Origin of the sequence: Pseudomonas sp. SbOxS1 (assembly GCF_013416725.1) — a bacterium.
Taxonomy (GTDB): Bacteria; Pseudomonadota; Gammaproteobacteria; order Pseudomonadales; family Pseudomonadaceae; genus Aquipseudomonas.
The window spans coordinates 132,061-148,919 of sequence record NZ_JAAVXC010000029.1; the positions used below are offsets into that span (position 1 = coordinate 132,061).

The following is a 16,859-nucleotide window of genomic DNA, read 5'->3' on the forward strand; positions in this document are numbered from 1 at the left end:
ACCATAGGGTATTAGTATTCCTCACAAACCGCAACGATTGCAAGAGGAAGCTGTGACCCTTAAGTGATGCGCGCATCGACAAGCAGGAATCGTCATGCGAATGCCCGAGCTTGACGGTTTGGTAGGCTTAACATACCTTCGGTACTGAAAAAAATACCTTGTGGTATGTTTCGCTTCAAGTTCCTGCTTGAGGCATTGATGGCTTTGAATGCGAAAGGGGCGGGTCATGAAAAATGGGCAGGGCGGGAAAAAGGTAGCGGTATTTAGCGATGGTATCGATGCATTGCTTTACGGTTATTACCTTCAACGCTTTGGAGTAAGTGCAGATGTTTTCTTCTCTGACTCAAGTGCCCCTAACATTGTGTCCAATCATCTGGTGTCGACTTGGCTTTGCCTTCAGCGCAAACCGATGGATAAGAAAATAGCGGTTCAAGGTATCGCCGAGTTGCGTGAAATTGCCATCGACCTCGGTGCGAAAGTACTTGCTTCAGACTCAGGCACGATCATTTTTGAACATCGGTCGGACTACGTCGAATCTTTAGAGCAATTCGCCCGAGCGTGCAGGGCGCAGGGTCTACTTGTTGAGGTTTCCAGAAATGCTGGAGGCATGGGATTACCTTACGGAACTTTGGCCGCAATAAGATTTATGCAGGATGTTTCGATCTATCCCAGAACATTGAACAATCGATTGATGGAGTCGTTCTTGGAGCGTGGAGGTTCGATTTACCGAGAGAGAAATTTCGACCAACTCCGTATCGTAGATGACCTGTATGAGATGGTGCTAGGTGGTGTTGCTCACTACTACGACACAGTGGTTGTAGGTGGTAATTATTCCCCAGGATCAAATCGGTTGGGTGAGTCCCCACGTGAATGCCCTGAATCCTCCATGGGGATTTTTGGTCGATACCTGTCTTTTGAGCGAGCAGCACAAATACAGCAAAAAATGGTTGAGAGGCCCTCCGCTCTGCCTAAGCGCTCTTTTTTCGAGCAACTGCTTAAGGCTGGCAAAGAGGCTCCCAATAAAACGCCCGAACTCCCATCGTGGGCAGGTATCCATCCTCTCTCCGGAGTCAAGAATGGTTACATCGTCAGTCAGAGCGGTGAGCTTGCCCACTGTATCGCTGCTGCGAGGGCTCTAGCCGAATATGTATCCTCGGTCGATGAACTCTCAACGCATGAGCATCCTGCATCCCGTCGAAACGTTTCTGCTGAGCCGCAATCGATCCCTTGGATTATCTAGTGCCGTAGCGAGCAGATCTTACCTTTGGCCGAAAACATACCATACGGTCAGTCAAAAAGACTGACTGGCTAGACAGTATGGTTTTGCTCGGATACCATCTTTCAATGTCAGGTCTTTCGCCTGGCGTTGATCGATAGGCAGGAATGAATAATGAACGAGACCCCGAAGTACTGGAGCAGCGCGGTAAGCGATGTCCAGGACAACACCGTGTACATCCGTGGTTATGATCTCGGAGACATGATTGGCAAGCTGAGTTTTGCTGATGCAACCTATCTTCTGATCCGGGGCATGCTTCCATCGGCGGGTCAGTCGAAAATGACTGAGGGCGTTTTGTGTTCCGTACTTGATTACTCGCTGCGTAAGCCAGGAACCGCTGCCGCACGCTTCTGTGTTTCCAGCAATCCTTCGATGGTGGCGGGATTGGCGACTGCAATATTGTCGGCAGGGGAATATTCACTAGCGCCTGATCAAACTGGACTCTTCCTAAACGCAACTATCAACGCTGCCAAGCAAGCTGATTCGCTTGATGTAGCCGCGAATAGCTTGGTTGAGGGAATGAGAGCGCGTAAGGAGCGGGTTCCTGGCTTGGGCCATCCTGCTTTCAAGTACACCGATCCTCGTGCTCAGCAGTTGAAGCAACTGGCCATCGAGACAGGAGTCTGGGGTGATATTTGTGAGTGGTATGAAGCCATACATAAAGCGTTTACGAGCCAAGCGGGCAAACCCGAAATCGTAATCAATGAGGTTGGGATGATGGGGGCTATTCTGGCGCAGATGGGCTTTACTCCAGCCGAGATGACCGGGCTTGCGGTGATATCTACCATGCCGGGCGTTGTAGCTCATATTTCGGAAGAACTGCAAAGCAAAGTCCGCATCCGTGTTATTCCTGATGAGCAGGTTGACTATGCTCGTGAACGTCGAAATTTCGTTGAAGATTTCGCTCAAGTGAAGTCGAACTGAAAAAAAAGCGCGATTCTTATCGCGCTTTATTCATATTGCTGTAAGTCACAAAGGGTTTATTGCAGATAACCCCCAGACATGAGGTCGCAGTAGTAGTCAGCAATCTGTTCGGGGGTATGCGAGCCTTGTTCATTGAACCAGGTATGCAGCCAGTTGCACATGCCCATGAAACCCGAAATGGCGATATGGGGCGGCACGTCCTTGAACGTTTTCTCCAGAATGCCTCGCTGATACACAACCTCGATCTTCGCATCATATTCGCGCTTGCGTTTGCGCATCAGAACTTGCTGATCAGGTTCAAGTTCGCTTTCGTCTCGGAAGTAGATGGCCGTCCAATCTTTTTGCTTCATAACATGCAGCGCATGGCTATGAAGAATACGACGAAGCGCTTCATCAGCAGGCAGATCTTGAGACTGAATCTCATCAATCGTAGCCTGATACTTTTCGTACATACGATTGAAAATTTGCCACAAAATCTCATTTTTATTTTTGAAGTAGTAATACACAACTGACTTGGTGTAGCCCAACCGAGCAGCAATATCAGTGATAGTGATCGCCCGGAACCCTTTCTCAGCGAACAGGGTGGCAGCGGACGACAAGATTTCATCTTGAACGTATGCTTGCTTTTTTTGTTTAAGTTGGTCTCGCATATCTACATTCATTGGGATACACCAAATAGTATTAAGCAGTTAGCGTCTCTATCAGTGATGATGCAGACGCACGAATAAGTTCAGGTATCTCGATAGCCTTTCGGGCTTCAAGATCAAAATATACAGACGTCATAGCAATTTCTGCGCAGAGCTGCTTCTTGTTATCAAATAAAGCGTGATGAGTAACCATTGAAGTGCGCCCAACTTTCTTGAGCGAACTCTCAACGTGAAAAACGGATCCTACGTGGAGCTCTGATCGGAAATCGATTTCATAGTGAACGTCGGCCCAGCCTTGTTTACGGCTCAATCGCCACTCAGCGTCGTAGCCAAGGTGATCAACCAGATGCCAAAAGGCTTGGTCAAATGACGCTATATAGTGCTGAACATTCATATGACCCATCGCATCGGTCTGTGCTGGGTATACGACACCTCGGTACGTGATCATTTGTGTTGTTCTTCCTTTAGGGTTCATCCCAGCCCTGGAATAGGTTGCCGATCAGGTAAGGCTAGGAAATTGTCTTTTTTTTATACCGCCAAGTCAAATTTCCCTTCGATTAAGTTTATTGAACGAGGCGGTCACTCCAAACCTGTGGGGGCTTGGGAGGAAGGCGTAAATATTAAGCGCGAGGCAGAACTGCCACGCCGTCGATTTCGATTCGAATGCGCTCGTCGTAGAGCCCGGCCACCTTCAGCAAGGTGTTGGCAGGCGGGCAGTCCATGTTCACAAAGCTGTTGCGCACCTTTTTGAACGACGCAAGGGTTTCGGGTGCGACATCGATTAGGTAGGTAGTCATTCGAGCTAAGGCCTCAAACCCCACTCCAGCAGCTTCAAGGGTGATGCGTAGATTCTCGAAGACGGCAGTGGCTTGAGCTTCGAAATCGCCATCAACAACTTCACCTTCACCGTCGACTGGGGCATGACCGGTGAGGAAAAGTAGCTCTCCATCCACAACCTTTGTGGACATCGAAACGCCCGGGTAGCCGGGCCCTGCATTAATTGCCTTGATCATAAGACACCTTCCTATTTGATGGGCTGAACGGTATGGCGAAAAAATTGACCCGCTGGTATAAATACTAAACCTTGCGGACGCAATCGCGCAAGGTGGCGCTGGAGCAGAAGCCAAAGGAAGCGTTGCATGCCAGTGGTGGGAGACCGTTTGAAGCTATTGACATGTCTTCCAATTCAATCATACTGACTGGGCGGTCTAATTTTTATTACGGCGGGTCTGTTTCTTGGGCTGATACTTCCAGAAGGCTGCAAAGCAGATGCGATGCGCCCTCCGGCAGCGATTAGATCGGGAGAAGAATGCTCGTATCGTCTGAGCAACTGGCTTTGATTGAGGAACACTGATGACCATCGCATGCCTTACCTTCGATTTCGACGGCGTTGCTATTTGGTTGAGCACGTTCAAGCAAGTTTCCCCGACGCCTCTGTCTCGCGGGGAGTTCGGCGCAAATGTTGGTATGCCGAGGCTTTTGGATGTGCTGGAGCGCTGCGAAGTGCCTGCCACGTTTTTCGTTCCAGCACACACGGCTTCCACTTACCCTGAAATTGTGAAACGTATCGTGGCTGCTGGGCATGAAGTGGCTTGCCACGGCTACGTTCACGAATCTCCTGTCGGATTGCCGCTGGAGGAAGAGCGTCGATTGTTGGCTCAGAGCATTGAAGTTCTTGAAAAGGTAACTGGGGTCAGGCCTGTCGGGTATCGCTCTCCAGCATGGGACTTAAGCGATAATACAATCGACCTTCTTGAAGAGTTCGGGCTTATTTATGACAGTAGTCTAATGTCGAATGATTTCGAAACTTTCTTCGCACGAAAGAAAGATGTTTTGTCTGAAGATATCTTCGAACATGGTGAGCAGAGCGATGTTTTAGAGTTTCCTGTCGCCTGGGAGTTGGATGATTATCCATACTTTCAGTTCTCACCTCGTCCGCTCAATACAGGTCTTCGCTTGGCAGAAGATGTCTATAAGTCTTGGTCTGCGGAATTTGACTATGCGCACCAAGTCAGCGGGGTATTCACCCTGACGTGTCACCCCGAGATAATTGGGCGAGGCCCTCGAATTGTAATGCTTGAAAAATTGATAAAGCACATGCAGCAACCTGGTGTTGAGTTTATGACCATGGGCGATGCCACGAAACATATCAAGAGCAAGTCTGTTTAATCTGGAGAAATAAGAATGAATAGTGCAGTCCAAGCCAATAGCCTGACCGGAATCGGCCAAAACGCTCTTTACTTCGATCAGTTGGAGGTTGGCCAAGAGTGGAACTCCCCGCGCCGAACAATCACCGAGGCTGACATCGTGATGTTCGCGGCTCTGACTGGCGACCACAACCCAGTGCACACTGATGAAGAGTTTGCTAAGAGTACTGTCTTTGGTGGTCGTATTTTGCATGGCCCAGCAGGCTTCGCGATTGCAACAGGTCTCGAGAGCCGTTTGGGGATCAAAGAAGGCACAGCCATTGCCTTCTTGGGTATGACATGGGATTTACGTGGCCCGATCAAAATCGGGGATACCATCCATGTATACCAAAAAGTAGGCTCCAAACGTGAGACTAAAAAGCCTGAAGTGGGTATCGTCAATTTCCTGGTTTCACTGGTCAACCAGCGTGGTGAATCAGTGCAGGAAGGTGAATGGAAAGTGATGATGCACTGCAAGCCTGTTTGAATTAAAGGCTCAACCAGCACTAACGTCTCTCTGAGGTTTTGTCATGATATTCAGTGGTATCCAGGCCCTCGCTGGCGCCAGTATGGAAAAGATTGCTCTCCGGTTTGAAAGGGAAATTCTCAGCTACGGGGCGTTAGTGCACGAGGTTGACCAAGTGGTGGCCCACTTGGTGAATGCAGGAGTGAGCGTTGATACTCCAGTGGGCGTCTACTGTGAAAACAGCAGCGCCACGATGATTCTGTATTATGCAGTAGCGAAAATTGGAGGGACATTTGTTCCTCTAAATGCTGTCCTGACGGCAGCAGAAGCCAGTTACATCATTGATCATGCACAGATAAAGCATCTATTTGTTGATCAGGTACTTGCCTCTGCGGCACGAGAGGCCGTGGGCGGGCGTGGCTGTCAGATTTTCGACACAGGCTCCTTCGTAAGGGGCGCACAAGGCGCCAAGCCTGCGAATACTTTCGAAGGTAGGAATGCGGATTTTCTGATTGTGTACACTTCTGGTTCCACAGGAGTGCCAAAAGCGGTTCGGTACACGCAAGATGCTGAGTTCGCTGGGAACCGCTCACTGATCGAGCTTTGGAGTATTACTCCAGAGGACAAGGTACTTGTGTCGCTGCCCCTAGGTTTCCTCTATGGGCTTTCGACTGCTGCTTCGATGGCTTTCCAGGCCGGTGCTGAAGTCATTTTGCTCAGGAAATTCCGTCCAGCAGATGTGCTTAATGCCATCGTTGAGCATAAGGTTACTGTGTTCCACGGTGTGCCAACCATGTTTTCTATGATGTTGGAATATGCCGAACAGAACGACTTGAAATTCGACCTCTCCTTTATGCGGCTTTTCATTTCCGCCGGTGCTCCCTTGTCGAGAGAATTGAAGGAGCGCTTTGAGCGCCGATTCAACAAGAAAATAGAAGACTACTACGCGTTGACGGAAGTTCGTCCGGTTTTTGGGCGCTACGCTTCGCGTGCTGTAGAACTTCCGCCAGGTGCAATTGGTCAAGCAGCACCAGGGGTCGAGGTCAAGCTAATGACAACTGACGGTCAGTTGGCCGCTGTCGAAGAAGTAGGTGAAGTGTGGGTTAAGGCCCCAGCCACTACTAGCGGGTATTACAAGGCCCCTGAGCTCACATCAACGTCTTTTGTTGATGGTTTCTTCCGAACAGGTGATCTCGGTTTCCGCGACGCTGAAGGGTTCTATTACCTCACGGGGCGTATTAAGGACATCATCATCAAGGGGGGGGCGAATATTGCGCCTGCTGAAGTGGAAGATGTCATCTGCGAGCATCCTTCTGTTCTGCTGGCATCCGTCATTGGAATACCGGATCCGAAATTCGGTGAGTTGCCGCTCGCCTATTTCGTGACAACGCCTGGAAAGGAAGTCACCGCCCAGGAGCTGCTCGCCCACTGCCGTTCCAAGCTTGCGGAATTCAAGGTGCCCGTTAATTTTACGCAGCTTTCCGAAATGCCATTGGGATCAACCTCAAAGATCGACAAGAAAGCGTTGCTGGAACTTTGGAGGCAGACCCAAAATGCTTGAGAAACTGAAAGTCTCAGTCGCCGTTTTTGAGATTCGGCGTTATCAGAAATTCCAAGACTTCTCCGCACACGTAAGAACTTTCGTCTCTGATGCAAAGTTGGCGGGGAGTCGGGTATTGCTTCTTCCAGAGTTTCTTCCAATGGGCTTGCTCTGGACAAATTCAAAGGCTGCCGAAGTCACCAATGAGACAGTTTCATCTTTTTATCGGGAGGTGTTGACACCGTTGTATCCTGAGTTCATCCAAACCTTAAGTTTCCTGGCTAAGGAGTACGACATCTATATAGTAGGTGCGACTTATTGGCATGAGGAAAATGGAGCGGGTTATAACAGTGCCTTCGTCTTTAAGCCGGATGGAACGTTCGAACGGCAGCACAAGGTGCATCTCACTCGCGGCGAGAAAGCGATTCAGACGTCGGCCTCACAAACGTTGAATGACGTATTTGAGATTGATGGCGTCAAATGTGGTCTTTTCGTCTGCTATGACGTGCAGTTCCCCGAACTGACTCGCCATTTTGTGTCTCATGGTGCCGAAGTCATCTTCGTGCCAGCCCTCACAGAAGAGCGTGGTGCTTGGCGGGAATGGTTCAGTGCACATGCCCGTGCCTTGGAAAATCAGGTCTATGTTTGCGTATCACCATTGGTCGGCGATCTCGGCATCCCTCAAGACTATCCCGTGCGTTGTATGGGCAAGGCATTCGTAGCTTGCCCAATTGATAACAGGATGAGCATTACTGACGGCACATTCGCCGAATCGGAATTAAATGAGCCTGGATTGCTGAATATAGAGCTGGATTTGGTCAAGCTTCGGCTCTCTCGTGAAAAGGGAGAGGTGCGCCATCTCCGTGATCGTCGGCCGGATTTTTATTCCACACTCGAAAATTGAGGAATAGAATTTTAAAGAATCGAACAGCGTTTTTAGGGCTGTACCAGCGGCCCTCTTTTTATTTGTAGCCCTGCCACAACTCCTATAATTGAAGGGTGTTATTTATGAACGCCGAAATCTCTATCGCATTACCAAAATCAACTTCATCTTCCGTAGATCGAGGCGGTGTATTGCGCCTTGAAGGTGTGAGTAAACGATTTGGTGATATCACAGTATTGAAATCCATCGATTTCGAACTTAAGGGTGGCGAGGTAGTAGCGCTAATTGGGCCGAGTGGTTCTGGAAAAAGCACACTTCTCCGCTGTATCAACCAGCTCGAGCCGCCAACAGCAGGCCGAATTACGATTGGCGACTTATCCATTGATGCCTCGGTCGGTGCAACGCGCGCTCAGTTAGCGGGAATCAATCGCAAACTGGGAATGGTATTTCAGTCGTTCAATCTCTTCCCCCACATGACCGTACTGGAGAACGTATCTCTTGCTCAGCGACGTGTACTGAGGCGTAGTCGTGAGGAAGCAGACGAGCGCTCGATGCAACTCCTGCAGCGAGTCGGTCTGGCCAACAAGGCGAGTATGTATCCGTCCCGCTGCTCCGGCGGACAGCAGCAGCGAATTGCTATCTCGCGTGCACTGGCGTTGGATCCAGAGATTATGTTGTTCGATGAACCGACGTCCGCCCTTGATCCTGAGGTTGGCCTAGAGGTTCTCGCGGTGATGCGTGAGCTGGCCAATGATGGAATGACAATGATGGTTGTAACGCATGAAATGCGCTTCGCCGAAAATGTCTCGAATCGGGTCATTGTGATGGCCGATGGTGAAATCATAGAGCAAGGTGAGAGCGCCCAGGTAATGAGGTCTCCACAGCATCCGCGAGTCCAGCAGTTTCTTTCGGCAGTGCGAGACCGCTAATGGACATGTTCACAGTAATCCAGAAATTGAGTGCAGGATTGCCCTGGACAATTGCGCTTACCGTGGTCTCCTTCGTTGTCGGTGCGTCACTGGCGATCCCGGTTTGTATGCTTCGATCCTCCCGCAACACTGCAATCTCTTATTTCGGTGCGACGTTGATTCTGATCGTTCGCTCTGTACCTCCCATTGTTTGGCTTTTTGCCGTGTTCTTTGCAATCGGCCAGCATGTTATTCGCTTGAGCCCGTTCGCTGCAGCAGTGATAGGACTCTCCCTTATCACCGCAGCCAACTTGGCGGAGATTTACAGGGGGGCTCTCAAGGCAGTTCCGAAGGGGCAGACAGAAGCTAGCAAAGTAATGGGGCTTTCGGTTTGGCAACGATATCGATATGTCCTGGCACCTCAGGTCATGCGTATTTCGCTACCGTCAGCCAGCTCTTACGCAATTGGACTGCTAAAAGACACCGCGATCGCCTCGGCAATCGGGGTAGCAGATGTGGCGCTGATCGCCAACCAGCTCACTCAACAAACCTACCAAGGCTTAGAAATCTACGCTTGGGCTGCTGTGGCCTACTTTGGCCTTAGCTTTTTTATGGCTTATGTGTCTCGGGTTGTGGACTTCCGTCTTCGAATGAGGATCGAGCGATGATCAGCACGTTTAATGACTGGGCCGAATGGTTCCCTCGACTCTGGAGTGGCTATCTGCTGAGTCTGGAGGTTGCATCACTGAGTCTACTCATCGGCATTCCCTTGGGTCTCTTATGGGCAATCGGTGGTCAGGCGAAGACAAAAGCAATCCGTTGGGCTTGCGTTGTCCTTGTCGAGCTGGGCAGAGGAGGGCCAGTGCTCATCCTGCTTCAGTTTCTCTACTTTGGATTACCTAATACTGGGTTGACACTTTCCTCTCTTAGCGCATCGATCGTTGCTTTAGCCTGGAGTACTGGGGCATATACAAGTGAGATAATCCGGGCGGGCCTCAATGCCGTGGCGGCGGGGCAGCGCGAGGCAGCTCAGACGCTTGGTCTGAACCGGTCGGACATCTTGCGTATAATTGTTATCCCACAGGGCTTACGGATTGCGTTGCCACCGCTGTTAGGTTTCGCACTCTTGATCCTTCAGGCAACTTCTCTGTGCTTCACTATTGCGCTTCCGGAGTTGATCAGTGCGGCCAATGACATTGGCTCGGAAACGTTCCAATACATGTCTATCTTGAGCCTTACGGGCTTAATGTACGCACTTGTATGCGTACCCGCGACATTCGCAGTGAACTACTTGGAAAGACACCTAGGCAGGCACGATTGAAAAAAGGAGCGCTGGGCGCTCCTTTTTACTGTGTGTCCACCAAGCCTTGCTCAGATGTGCCCCCCTTGGGATTTAATGTCAAGGCACTCGCCCAGTGCTCCGGGGCAACAATCGCGGTCATAACCCAGTCGATTGAAACCACTGAAGGGGTCAAGTTGTTTCCTGGTTCCCCGCTAAGGGTGTCGGCTGGAGTTAAGCGAGCGACTTCGGATTGCACGTGATGATTCAGTCAGATGTAGCTACTGGTTAGACCTGAAGTCGCCTGGTTGAGCTGCCACTTCCATTGTGCGAACTGCTCCGTGACATCCCATGGCAGTGTGGTGACCTGAGGCATTGCATACGCACGACTCAAATCTGGGTTCCTCCCGGTCTTGAAGTCCGGCATCGACCTATCCGATGTACTTCTGCTCGTCCATTTTGATCCTTGCGGTGATTAGTTTCGGTTGACAAAAGTCTTTAGCTCTCAGCATACTGACCGGGCGGTCTAAAAAAAAGTATTGGTGGTATTGTGCTTGTTTTCCGCTTCAATGGTTCATGAGCGACCTTCGGATTGCAGGTAGGGCGTAGCTGTCAGAGGTTCCAGATTATGAAAGAGATAAGTGGCGTGAATCACCGGTCGGGTCTGGAGGTCGTGATTGTCGGCGCGGGAATGATTGGCCTCTCAGCTGCTTATTTTCTGCAGCGCCTGGGCGCAACAGTAATGCTGGTTGAGAGAAACTTCGTCGGAGATTGCATTCCGAATCTTGAGCTGAAGCGCGTGTTGGCTTACTGCAAAGGAACGCAGGCAGGGGAGCTTACTGAACGGGGTTTAATGCTCGCGGAGGAGTTGGCCGGCGAATTGGGTTATGTAGGTAGTCTTCAAGATATTGAGGGTGAACCGTACATCGATGACGCTAAGAGTCCTGGTAGTAAACGGGCCATTTTACTTTCAGATTTCGCAAAGGATCTTGCCGTACATTGCCAGCAGGCGGGGGTTCGCGTGATCGAAGCTAATCCCGTTAGCTCGTTGCTCATGAAGCAGAACGTCGTGCATGGTGCCGTGACGGCAATTGGTTCCATTGTTGCAGACGAAGTGGTCATCTGTGCCGGATTACAAAGTGTGGGATTGATCGGAGCGATTGGTCTGTCGTTACAACTCAAAGCCGCCGAGAGCCAGTTAGGTGCAAGCTCTGTACGTCAAGGCATTCCAGGAGTATTCACTGGAAAGGTACCTCTGACACCGACTGGTGCGCCCTATATTGGGCGTCCGGTAGGTTTTGATGGGCTTTATTTGGCGATTGGTCATGATACGAACCCAGCTGCGGCGATCGCGGTAGGTGAGAAGATTGCCGAGGCCATCTACCGATCAGAGGATGTTTTTACACTCTCTCTTGGTCGGGTGGACTACTCAGCCAATCAATCGTCCGACCCTCTCAATAACGCTCTCTGACTCGTGCTGCGGCCCCTATGAATACGTCGTATGTTTCCGGCAAAGAAAAGAAATTAGCAGAAAGGGCCGAGATAATCCGTGCCACTGCTTTGAAGTTATTTGTAGCAGAGGGATTTGGTTCGGTGAGTTTGCGAAGAATCGCTGATATTAGCGGGATTCAGGTTGGATCCCTCTATAACCACATTGATGGTAAGCAGCAATTGTTGTTTGAACTAATTTTCGAAGCAGAGCAGAACTTGTTGTCCGCTTTGAGAGCAGCGGTCGAAAAAGCTGATGAGCCAGTCATGCAACTGGAAGCTTACGTTGAGCAATATTTTATTCATGCTTCGCTGAATAAAGAGCTCCATCTCCTCGCTGTTCGAGAGAAGAGGTGTTTGGATGAAGGTGATGCTACTAGGCTTAAATCGTTATTGCTCAAGCATGAACAGCTTATTCACGATGTATTAAGCCGAGGTGTGCAAGTCGGATTGTTCAAAGTTCCAAGCCTAGAGTTTTCGATAAAAGCAATCTGGAGTTTGCTGGATGGAATGCTCGGAAGTGTGGCGACCAATCCCATTGATGTATCGATTTGCGCCGATCAACTTAAGACCTGCGTGATTCGCCTCTTGGGTGGGGATGTGCTTCGGTAGTGCTCGTTTCGCATGATCTTGGTGGGGCGAGTGCTACCTCGATCGGGTGCAAATGATTAATGAAAATTTAATTTACGTGAGGTGAGTGATGTTTGATCTGAAAGGTAAAGTAGCTGTCGTCACCGGTGGAGAGACCGGTATTGGCTTGGCCATTTCTCGAAACCTCGCCACGGCTGGCGTAAAAACAGTTATCGGTGGCATCCAGCCTGAGGCCGGTGCTAAAGCGGTTGCAGAAATTGAAGCGCTGGGCGGTGAGGTCTTATTTGTACGTACAGACGTTCGTTCTCAGGCCCAAGTGGAAGCTCTGGTGCAAACAGCTGTCGATAAATTTGGGAAACTGGACATCATCGTTAACAACGCCGGCGTATTTGACGGTTTCGCTGATGTAATGGAGACTACCGAAGAGCTGTGGGATCAAATCACGGGTATTAATCTGAAAGGTACCTTCTTTGGCTGTCAAGCTGCACTGAAGCATATGATCCCTCGTGGAACAGGTCGAGTAATCAATACCTCTTCGATCGGTGGCTTGGTCGGCCGTGCTGATGGCGCTTCTTACACCGCCTCGAAGTTCGCTGTCGTCGGATTAACCCGGCAAATGGCAACATCCCACTCTGAGACCGGCATCACCTTCAATACGGTATGCCCAGGTGTGATCGCCACCGACATTCGCGGCAACTCTGCTTCGATTCTGCCGAAAGCAGCTCATCTTATGAATCGTGGTGTAGGTGCGGCAGATCCTGAGGCTTACAAGAAATCGATTCCGGCTCGTCGCAAAGGCACTTCTGATGAGGTCGCTGCTGCAGTGCTGTTCTTGGCCTCGGACGAGGCGAGCTATATCACTGGGCATTCCCTGGTGGTAGATGGTGGCTTCGTCGCCTGATTCTCCTTGCGTGCTCGCCAATTCGTTCAGCTGAGAACTCCGCTGGCTTGTTTTGGTGATTCGACCGGCTCCATATTGGAGCCGTTTTTTTTGCTTTGATTCCCGCCATCTCTCAATACTTACGGTTTGCAATATGGGCAACAGTAGTGTGGGCAGAGCAAATTGTCGCTACACCTTCAATTGTTCCGCTTCCTCCTGTAACTGTAGCCAGCAGTCTTCCAATGCTTCAATTTCGACTTCCAGTTGATTCAACTGACGTGCAATGTCCAGCAGTTCTGGATGCGCTGGTCTAATCGACAACTTATTTTCATGTCGGGCTTTTTCGATCTTGAGTTCTGAGACGCGCTGCTCATTTTCTAGTAGCTCGTGCTCAATGATTCTAAGACGATTACCTGATCGAGGTCTGATCACAGACGTCTTCCGATGCGATGCTAACTCAGTCGATGGAAGGGTATGTCCAGTGCTGGCATCGTTGACCGAGCGTTTTCCTTGGTCGAGTAGATAGCGTTGGTAGTCTTCAAGGTCTCCTTCGAAAGGCACGACTGCGCCGCTTCCCACGAGCCAAAATTCATCGCAGACTAAGCGAAGTAGTGCGCGATCATGACTTACAAGCATGACGCTTCCATCGAATTGGTTCAGAGCAATTGCAAGAGCTTCGCGGGTAGTCAGATCCAAGTGGTTGGTTGGCTCGTCGAGCAGTAACAGATTGGGGCGTTGCCATACGATCATGCACAAGACGAGACGAGCCTTTTCACCTCCGCTCAATGTGCTTACCTTCTGTGTGACCATGTCGCCATTGATGTTGAAGGTACCGAGAAAATTACGTAACTCTTGCTCTCGAGCAGAAAGCCCAAGCTTATCAGCCGACCTTGTCAAATTCAGCATATGTGTTAGGGGCGTCTCAGTCACATCTAGAACGTCCAGTTCTTGTTGTGCAAAATAACCTATGGATAAACCTTTGCCTTCGATGATGGTTCCCGCGAGCGGTTTCAGACTGCGAGCGATAGTTTTCACGAAAGTGGATTTACCTTGGCCATTTGCCCCCAGAATGCCTATACGCTGGCCTGCCAACACGGATTTACGAATGTCACTGAGGATGGTGTGCCTTTCAGTATCAAAGGTTTCTGTATAACCAAAGTCGACCTCATCCATCGTGAGCATCGGGTTTGGTAGATACAGGGGTTCTTTGAAGGCAAAAGTGAACTCGGCGTCGGCGATTACAGCGCTGATCTTTTCAATACGCTCCAAGGCTTTAATGCGGCTTTGTGCTTGTCTTGCTTTCGTTGCCTTATAGCGGAAGCGATCAATATATTTCTGCAGATGCGCCATCTTTTCGTTCTGCTTGGCGTGTGCTGCGTGTTGTTGCTCAAGAGACTCTGCGCGCAATTTTTCGAACGCGCTGTAATTGCCGTTGTAGCGATGAAGCTTGGTGTGCTCTAGATGGACGGTGACATTGGTTACTGCATCGAGGAACTCCCGATCGTGGCTGATCACAAGGAGAGTGCCCTCGAACTTGCGAAGCCAGCTTTCCAACCAAATCAATGCATCCAGGTCGAGATGATTAGTTGGCTCGTCTAGCAGTAGAAAATCGCTGGGGCACATCAGCGCGCGGGCCAATTGCAACCGCATTCGCCACCCTCCGGAAAAGCTGTTCACAGCGTTGTGCAACTCATAAGGCGTAAAACCGAGCCCTAGAATCAGTGCCTGCGCGCGCGCAGCAGCATCATGATCGCCAGCGTCCGCTAGGTCGCTATAGGCTTGCGCCATGGCCATACCGTCATTCTGTGCGGTTGCTTGAACCAGCTCACCCCTTGCTTTCATCAACCGGATGTCACCCTCAAGAACGAACTCAGTCGCGCTCCTATACGTCTCTGGCATACTTTGTTCGACTTGAGATATTTGCCACCGAGACGGCAGCTCAAACTCGCCGGCATCTTCGTGCAGTAGACCCGTCAGTAACCCAAAAAGACTAGACTTCCCGGCCCCATTACGTCCGATTAGAGACGCTTTCTCGCCACTGCTGATCAATAAATGGGCCTCCCGTAGGAGTATTTTCTTGCCTAGCCGTAGCTCGATATTTTTTAGAGAAATCATGTGTCCCGGGAGGGTGCGATTGTCCGCTAATTGATAGCGCAGAAAGGGGGGCTCGTAGGCCAAATTATTGTCTTCGAGCAGCTTTTTTCACTGCTGAGGGTTTGCTGACTATCAGACCAGCGAGATGCGACGGCACACCCGCTGGAGCACACTGCCGACAGCGACGTAGTCATCGTACTGCGTAATCTTCGGTGCGATACCCAAGGCTGACTCCAGGACTCCGAATCCTGGCGCATAATCTTCTGTCGAGTCGAATAGCCGCGAGGCCTGGGCTGTCGCAGTTTGATATATATGGCGTAAGGCTATTTGCAGGAATCTATCGCTGTGGGGGCGAAGGGGCTTAGGCGCCACCCCCGCAGCGATGTTCCAATGGCGAACGGTTGTTAGTCTTCCAACAGCTTGTTGAGGTTCTCCATGACTTCAACGTACTCACCAAGCATTTCTGCGAAGATTTGGCGAACAGTAGTTTCCTGCTGCATATCTCCAACGATCTGGCCGACGGCATAAGTCCAATAATCAAAGCGACGAACGCGCTCTGCCCGGCGCAGCGGTACACCACCCAGAATCGATTGAAGAGGGAAGGTGAGAGGCTTTACATCCTCCGCTTTATCCCACGCTTCGGTGTAGTTGCTGCGTAGGATGCGGCAGTTTTTGCCGGTGAGCGCTTTACTTACTACCGCGTCTTCAGACTTCGATTCGAACATCCGCTCTTTCATGTTTGGGGTGAGGTCGCTTTCCCTGGTTCCCAACCAAATTGAGCCGCACCATGCTCCTGCTGCACCCAAGGCCATCGCTGCAGCAAACTGACGACCTCGACCGATACCACCAGCTGCCAAAACTGGGATCGGAGCCATCGCGTCAACAAGTTGCGGCCACAGCACCATCGAGCCTACACGGCCAACGTGGCCACCGGCTTCAGCACCTTGGGCAATAAGCACATCAACGCCAGCCTCCTTCTGCTTTACGGCGTGATCTACGTTGCCTACCAGCGCACCAACCTTAAGGCCGTGCGCATGCACCAAATCAACAACGTGTTTTGGGGCTGCGCCCATTGCGCTAACGATGAACTTCACACCTGGATGACGCAGTGAGATTTGCAATGAGCGCTCACTGTCGCTTGGCGTCATTTTCATCTTGTCGGCATGTTCTTGAGCAAACGCTTTAGCGTCATCGTCCGGCAATTCAGGAATGCCAGCATCGTTCATCATGCGGTCGACGAATTGGCGATGACCCTCAGGCAATATCTTCGCTGGATCACGATCGTCTGTGAGCGGAGCGAATGTCCCTGGAAAGACGATATCCACGCCATAGGGTTTGCCGTCGATGCGCTCATCGATCCATTTCAAAGACACTTCAAGTTCTTCTGGAGTCATCCATGCGGCGCCCAGAATGCCCATACCGCCAGCCTTAGAGGCTTCAAGCACGACATCACGGCAATGGGAGAAAGCGAAGAGCGGGATGTCGATCCCGAACATTTCAGTGACTGCAGTACGCATAGGTTACAGACCTCTGGTGTTGCCGCTTTATAGCAGCGCTTCTATGTAAATCGGGGGTCGATGGGTGCTGGCGACCTTCCTGGAAAATATCTTAGACCCATGAGTCTTTTTTGTATACTGCTAAGTCAAAAGGTTGTACATTCGGTCTCAAGCCACCTTCGTCAGCCCCTTGCCAGAGGC

Annotated in this window: 17 protein-coding genes; 12 read left to right on the forward strand and 5 right to left on the reverse strand. The window is 50.6% G+C overall.

The features are described 5' to 3' along the window. The first annotated feature begins 226 nt into the window (after positions 1–226). Complete coding sequence (locus tag HFK74_RS23315; protein ID WP_180205533.1) at positions 227–1,240, forward strand: FAD-dependent oxidoreductase; 1,014 nt, start codon at positions 227–229, stop codon at positions 1,238–1,240. Positions 1,241–1,390: 150 nt separating this feature from the next. Further along, complete coding sequence (locus tag HFK74_RS23320; RefSeq protein WP_180205534.1) at positions 1,391–2,200, forward strand: citryl-CoA lyase; 810 nt, start codon at positions 1,391–1,393, stop codon at positions 2,198–2,200. Positions 2,201–2,256: 56 nt separating this feature from the next. On the opposite strand, the gene HFK74_RS23325 is transcribed toward HFK74_RS23320, so the two are convergent. The 3 genes from HFK74_RS23325 to HFK74_RS23335 form a co-directional block, all read right to left on the reverse strand. After that, positions 2,257–2,862 (reverse strand): TetR/AcrR family transcriptional regulator, encoded by a 606-nt coding sequence (locus tag HFK74_RS23325; RefSeq protein ID WP_150783452.1) that lies wholly within the window; start codon positions 2,860–2,862, stop codon positions 2,257–2,259. Positions 2,863–2,881: 19 nt separating this feature from the next. Beyond that, positions 2,882–3,295 (reverse strand): thioesterase family protein, encoded by a 414-nt coding sequence (locus tag HFK74_RS23330; RefSeq protein ID WP_180205535.1) that lies wholly within the window; start codon positions 3,293–3,295, stop codon positions 2,882–2,884. A 172-nt stretch (positions 3,296–3,467) separates the two neighbouring features. After that, on the reverse strand, positions 3,468–3,860 hold the full coding sequence (locus tag HFK74_RS23335) for a RidA family protein (protein WP_180205536.1): 393 nt from the start codon (positions 3,858–3,860) through the stop codon (positions 3,468–3,470). Positions 3,861–4,200: 340 nt separating this feature from the next. Between HFK74_RS23335 and HFK74_RS23340 the strand changes: the two genes are divergently transcribed. The 10 genes from HFK74_RS23340 (at position 4,201) to HFK74_RS23385 (ending at position 13,089) form a co-directional block, all read left to right on the forward strand. Then, positions 4,201–5,016 (forward strand): polysaccharide deacetylase, encoded by an 816-nt coding sequence (locus HFK74_RS23340; RefSeq protein WP_180205537.1) that lies wholly within the window; start codon positions 4,201–4,203, stop codon positions 5,014–5,016. A gap of 15 nt (positions 5,017–5,031) precedes the next feature. Next, positions 5,032–5,520, forward strand: coding sequence for a MaoC/PaaZ C-terminal domain-containing protein (locus HFK74_RS23345; protein WP_180205538.1), 489 nt, complete (start codon positions 5,032–5,034; stop codon positions 5,518–5,520). An 82-nt stretch (positions 5,521–5,602) separates the two neighbouring features. Then, positions 5,603–7,060 carry a class I adenylate-forming enzyme family protein gene (locus tag HFK74_RS23350; protein WP_257230398.1) on the forward strand — a complete coding sequence of 486 codons (1,458 nt, stop codon included), beginning with the start codon at positions 5,603–5,605 and terminating at the stop codon, positions 7,058–7,060. Then, complete coding sequence (locus HFK74_RS23355) at positions 7,053–7,943, forward strand: nitrilase-related carbon-nitrogen hydrolase (RefSeq protein WP_180205540.1); 891 nt, start codon at positions 7,053–7,055, stop codon at positions 7,941–7,943. Before HFK74_RS23350 ends, HFK74_RS23355 begins: the two co-directional genes overlap by 8 nt. Positions 7,944–8,047: 104 nt before the next feature. Continuing rightward, positions 8,048–8,851, forward strand: a complete 804-nt coding sequence (locus tag HFK74_RS23360) for an amino acid ABC transporter ATP-binding protein (protein WP_180205541.1) — start codon at positions 8,048–8,050, stop codon at positions 8,849–8,851. 5 nt (positions 8,852–8,856) lie between these two features. After that, complete coding sequence (locus tag HFK74_RS23365) at positions 8,857–9,498, forward strand: amino acid ABC transporter permease (protein ID WP_150783570.1); 642 nt, start codon at positions 8,857–8,859, stop codon at positions 9,496–9,498. Next, the gene (locus HFK74_RS23370; protein WP_180205542.1) at positions 9,495–10,151 is read left to right on the forward strand and encodes an amino acid ABC transporter permease; all 657 of its coding nucleotides are present in this window, start codon (positions 9,495–9,497) and stop codon (positions 10,149–10,151) included. The genes HFK74_RS23365 and HFK74_RS23370 overlap by 4 nt, the downstream gene beginning before the upstream one ends. Before the next feature lie 586 nt (positions 10,152–10,737). Beyond that, positions 10,738–11,580 (forward strand): FAD-binding oxidoreductase, encoded by an 843-nt coding sequence (locus HFK74_RS23375; RefSeq protein ID WP_180205543.1) that lies wholly within the window; start codon positions 10,738–10,740, stop codon positions 11,578–11,580. A 17-nt stretch (positions 11,581–11,597) separates the two neighbouring features. Beyond that, positions 11,598–12,209, forward strand: a complete 612-nt coding sequence (locus HFK74_RS23380; RefSeq protein WP_180205544.1) for a TetR/AcrR family transcriptional regulator — start codon at positions 11,598–11,600, stop codon at positions 12,207–12,209. Between the two features lie 88 nt (positions 12,210–12,297). Further along, positions 12,298–13,089: an SDR family NAD(P)-dependent oxidoreductase gene (locus HFK74_RS23385; RefSeq protein WP_180205545.1), complete on the forward strand. Its 792-nt coding sequence runs from the start codon at positions 12,298–12,300 to the stop codon at positions 13,087–13,089. A 168-nt stretch (positions 13,090–13,257) separates the two neighbouring features. On the opposite strand, the gene HFK74_RS23390 is transcribed toward HFK74_RS23385, so the two are convergent. Next, positions 13,258–15,246, reverse strand: a complete 1,989-nt coding sequence (locus tag HFK74_RS23390; protein WP_257230399.1) for an ABC-F family ATP-binding cassette domain-containing protein — start codon at positions 15,244–15,246, stop codon at positions 13,258–13,260. A 320-nt stretch (positions 15,247–15,566) separates the two neighbouring features. Further along, complete coding sequence (locus tag HFK74_RS23395) at positions 15,567–16,679, reverse strand: nitronate monooxygenase family protein (protein ID WP_150783438.1); 1,113 nt, start codon at positions 16,677–16,679, stop codon at positions 15,567–15,569. Positions 16,680–16,859 lie beyond the last annotated feature (180 nt).

Excerpts from the sequence above, each read along its gene's own strand:
- HFK74_RS23315 (WP_180205533.1), top strand. The coding sequence starts at position 227 with ATGAAAAATGGGCAGGGCGGGAAAAAGGTAGCGGTATTTAGCGATGGT.
- HFK74_RS23320 (WP_180205534.1), top strand. The coding sequence starts at position 1,391 with ATGAACGAGACCCCGAAGTACTGGAGCAGCGCGGTAAGCGATGTCCAG.
- HFK74_RS23325 (WP_150783452.1), bottom strand. The coding sequence starts at position 2,862 with ATGAATGTAGATATGCGAGACCAACTTAAACAAAAAAAGCAAGCATAC.
- HFK74_RS23330 (WP_180205535.1), bottom strand. The coding sequence starts at position 3,295 with ATGATCACGTACCGAGGTGTCGTATACCCAGCACAGACCGATGCGATG.
- HFK74_RS23335 (WP_180205536.1), bottom strand. The coding sequence starts at position 3,860 with ATGATCAAGGCAATTAATGCAGGGCCCGGCTACCCGGGCGTTTCGATG.
- HFK74_RS23340 (WP_180205537.1), top strand. The coding sequence starts at position 4,201 with ATGACCATCGCATGCCTTACCTTCGATTTCGACGGCGTTGCTATTTGG.
- HFK74_RS23345 (WP_180205538.1), top strand. The coding sequence starts at position 5,032 with ATGAATAGTGCAGTCCAAGCCAATAGCCTGACCGGAATCGGCCAAAAC.
- HFK74_RS23350 (WP_257230398.1), top strand. The coding sequence starts at position 5,603 with ATGGAAAAGATTGCTCTCCGGTTTGAAAGGGAAATTCTCAGCTACGGG.
- HFK74_RS23355 (WP_180205540.1), top strand. The coding sequence starts at position 7,053 with ATGCTTGAGAAACTGAAAGTCTCAGTCGCCGTTTTTGAGATTCGGCGT.
- HFK74_RS23360 (WP_180205541.1), top strand. The coding sequence starts at position 8,048 with ATGAACGCCGAAATCTCTATCGCATTACCAAAATCAACTTCATCTTCC.
- HFK74_RS23365 (WP_150783570.1), top strand. The coding sequence starts at position 8,857 with ATGTTCACAGTAATCCAGAAATTGAGTGCAGGATTGCCCTGGACAATT.
- HFK74_RS23370 (WP_180205542.1), top strand. The coding sequence starts at position 9,495 with ATGATCAGCACGTTTAATGACTGGGCCGAATGGTTCCCTCGACTCTGG.
- HFK74_RS23375 (WP_180205543.1), top strand. The coding sequence starts at position 10,738 with ATGAAAGAGATAAGTGGCGTGAATCACCGGTCGGGTCTGGAGGTCGTG.
- HFK74_RS23380 (WP_180205544.1), top strand. The coding sequence starts at position 11,598 with ATGAATACGTCGTATGTTTCCGGCAAAGAAAAGAAATTAGCAGAAAGG.
- HFK74_RS23385 (WP_180205545.1), top strand. The coding sequence starts at position 12,298 with ATGTTTGATCTGAAAGGTAAAGTAGCTGTCGTCACCGGTGGAGAGACC.
- HFK74_RS23395 (WP_150783438.1), bottom strand. The coding sequence starts at position 16,679 with ATGCGTACTGCAGTCACTGAAATGTTCGGGATCGACATCCCGCTCTTC.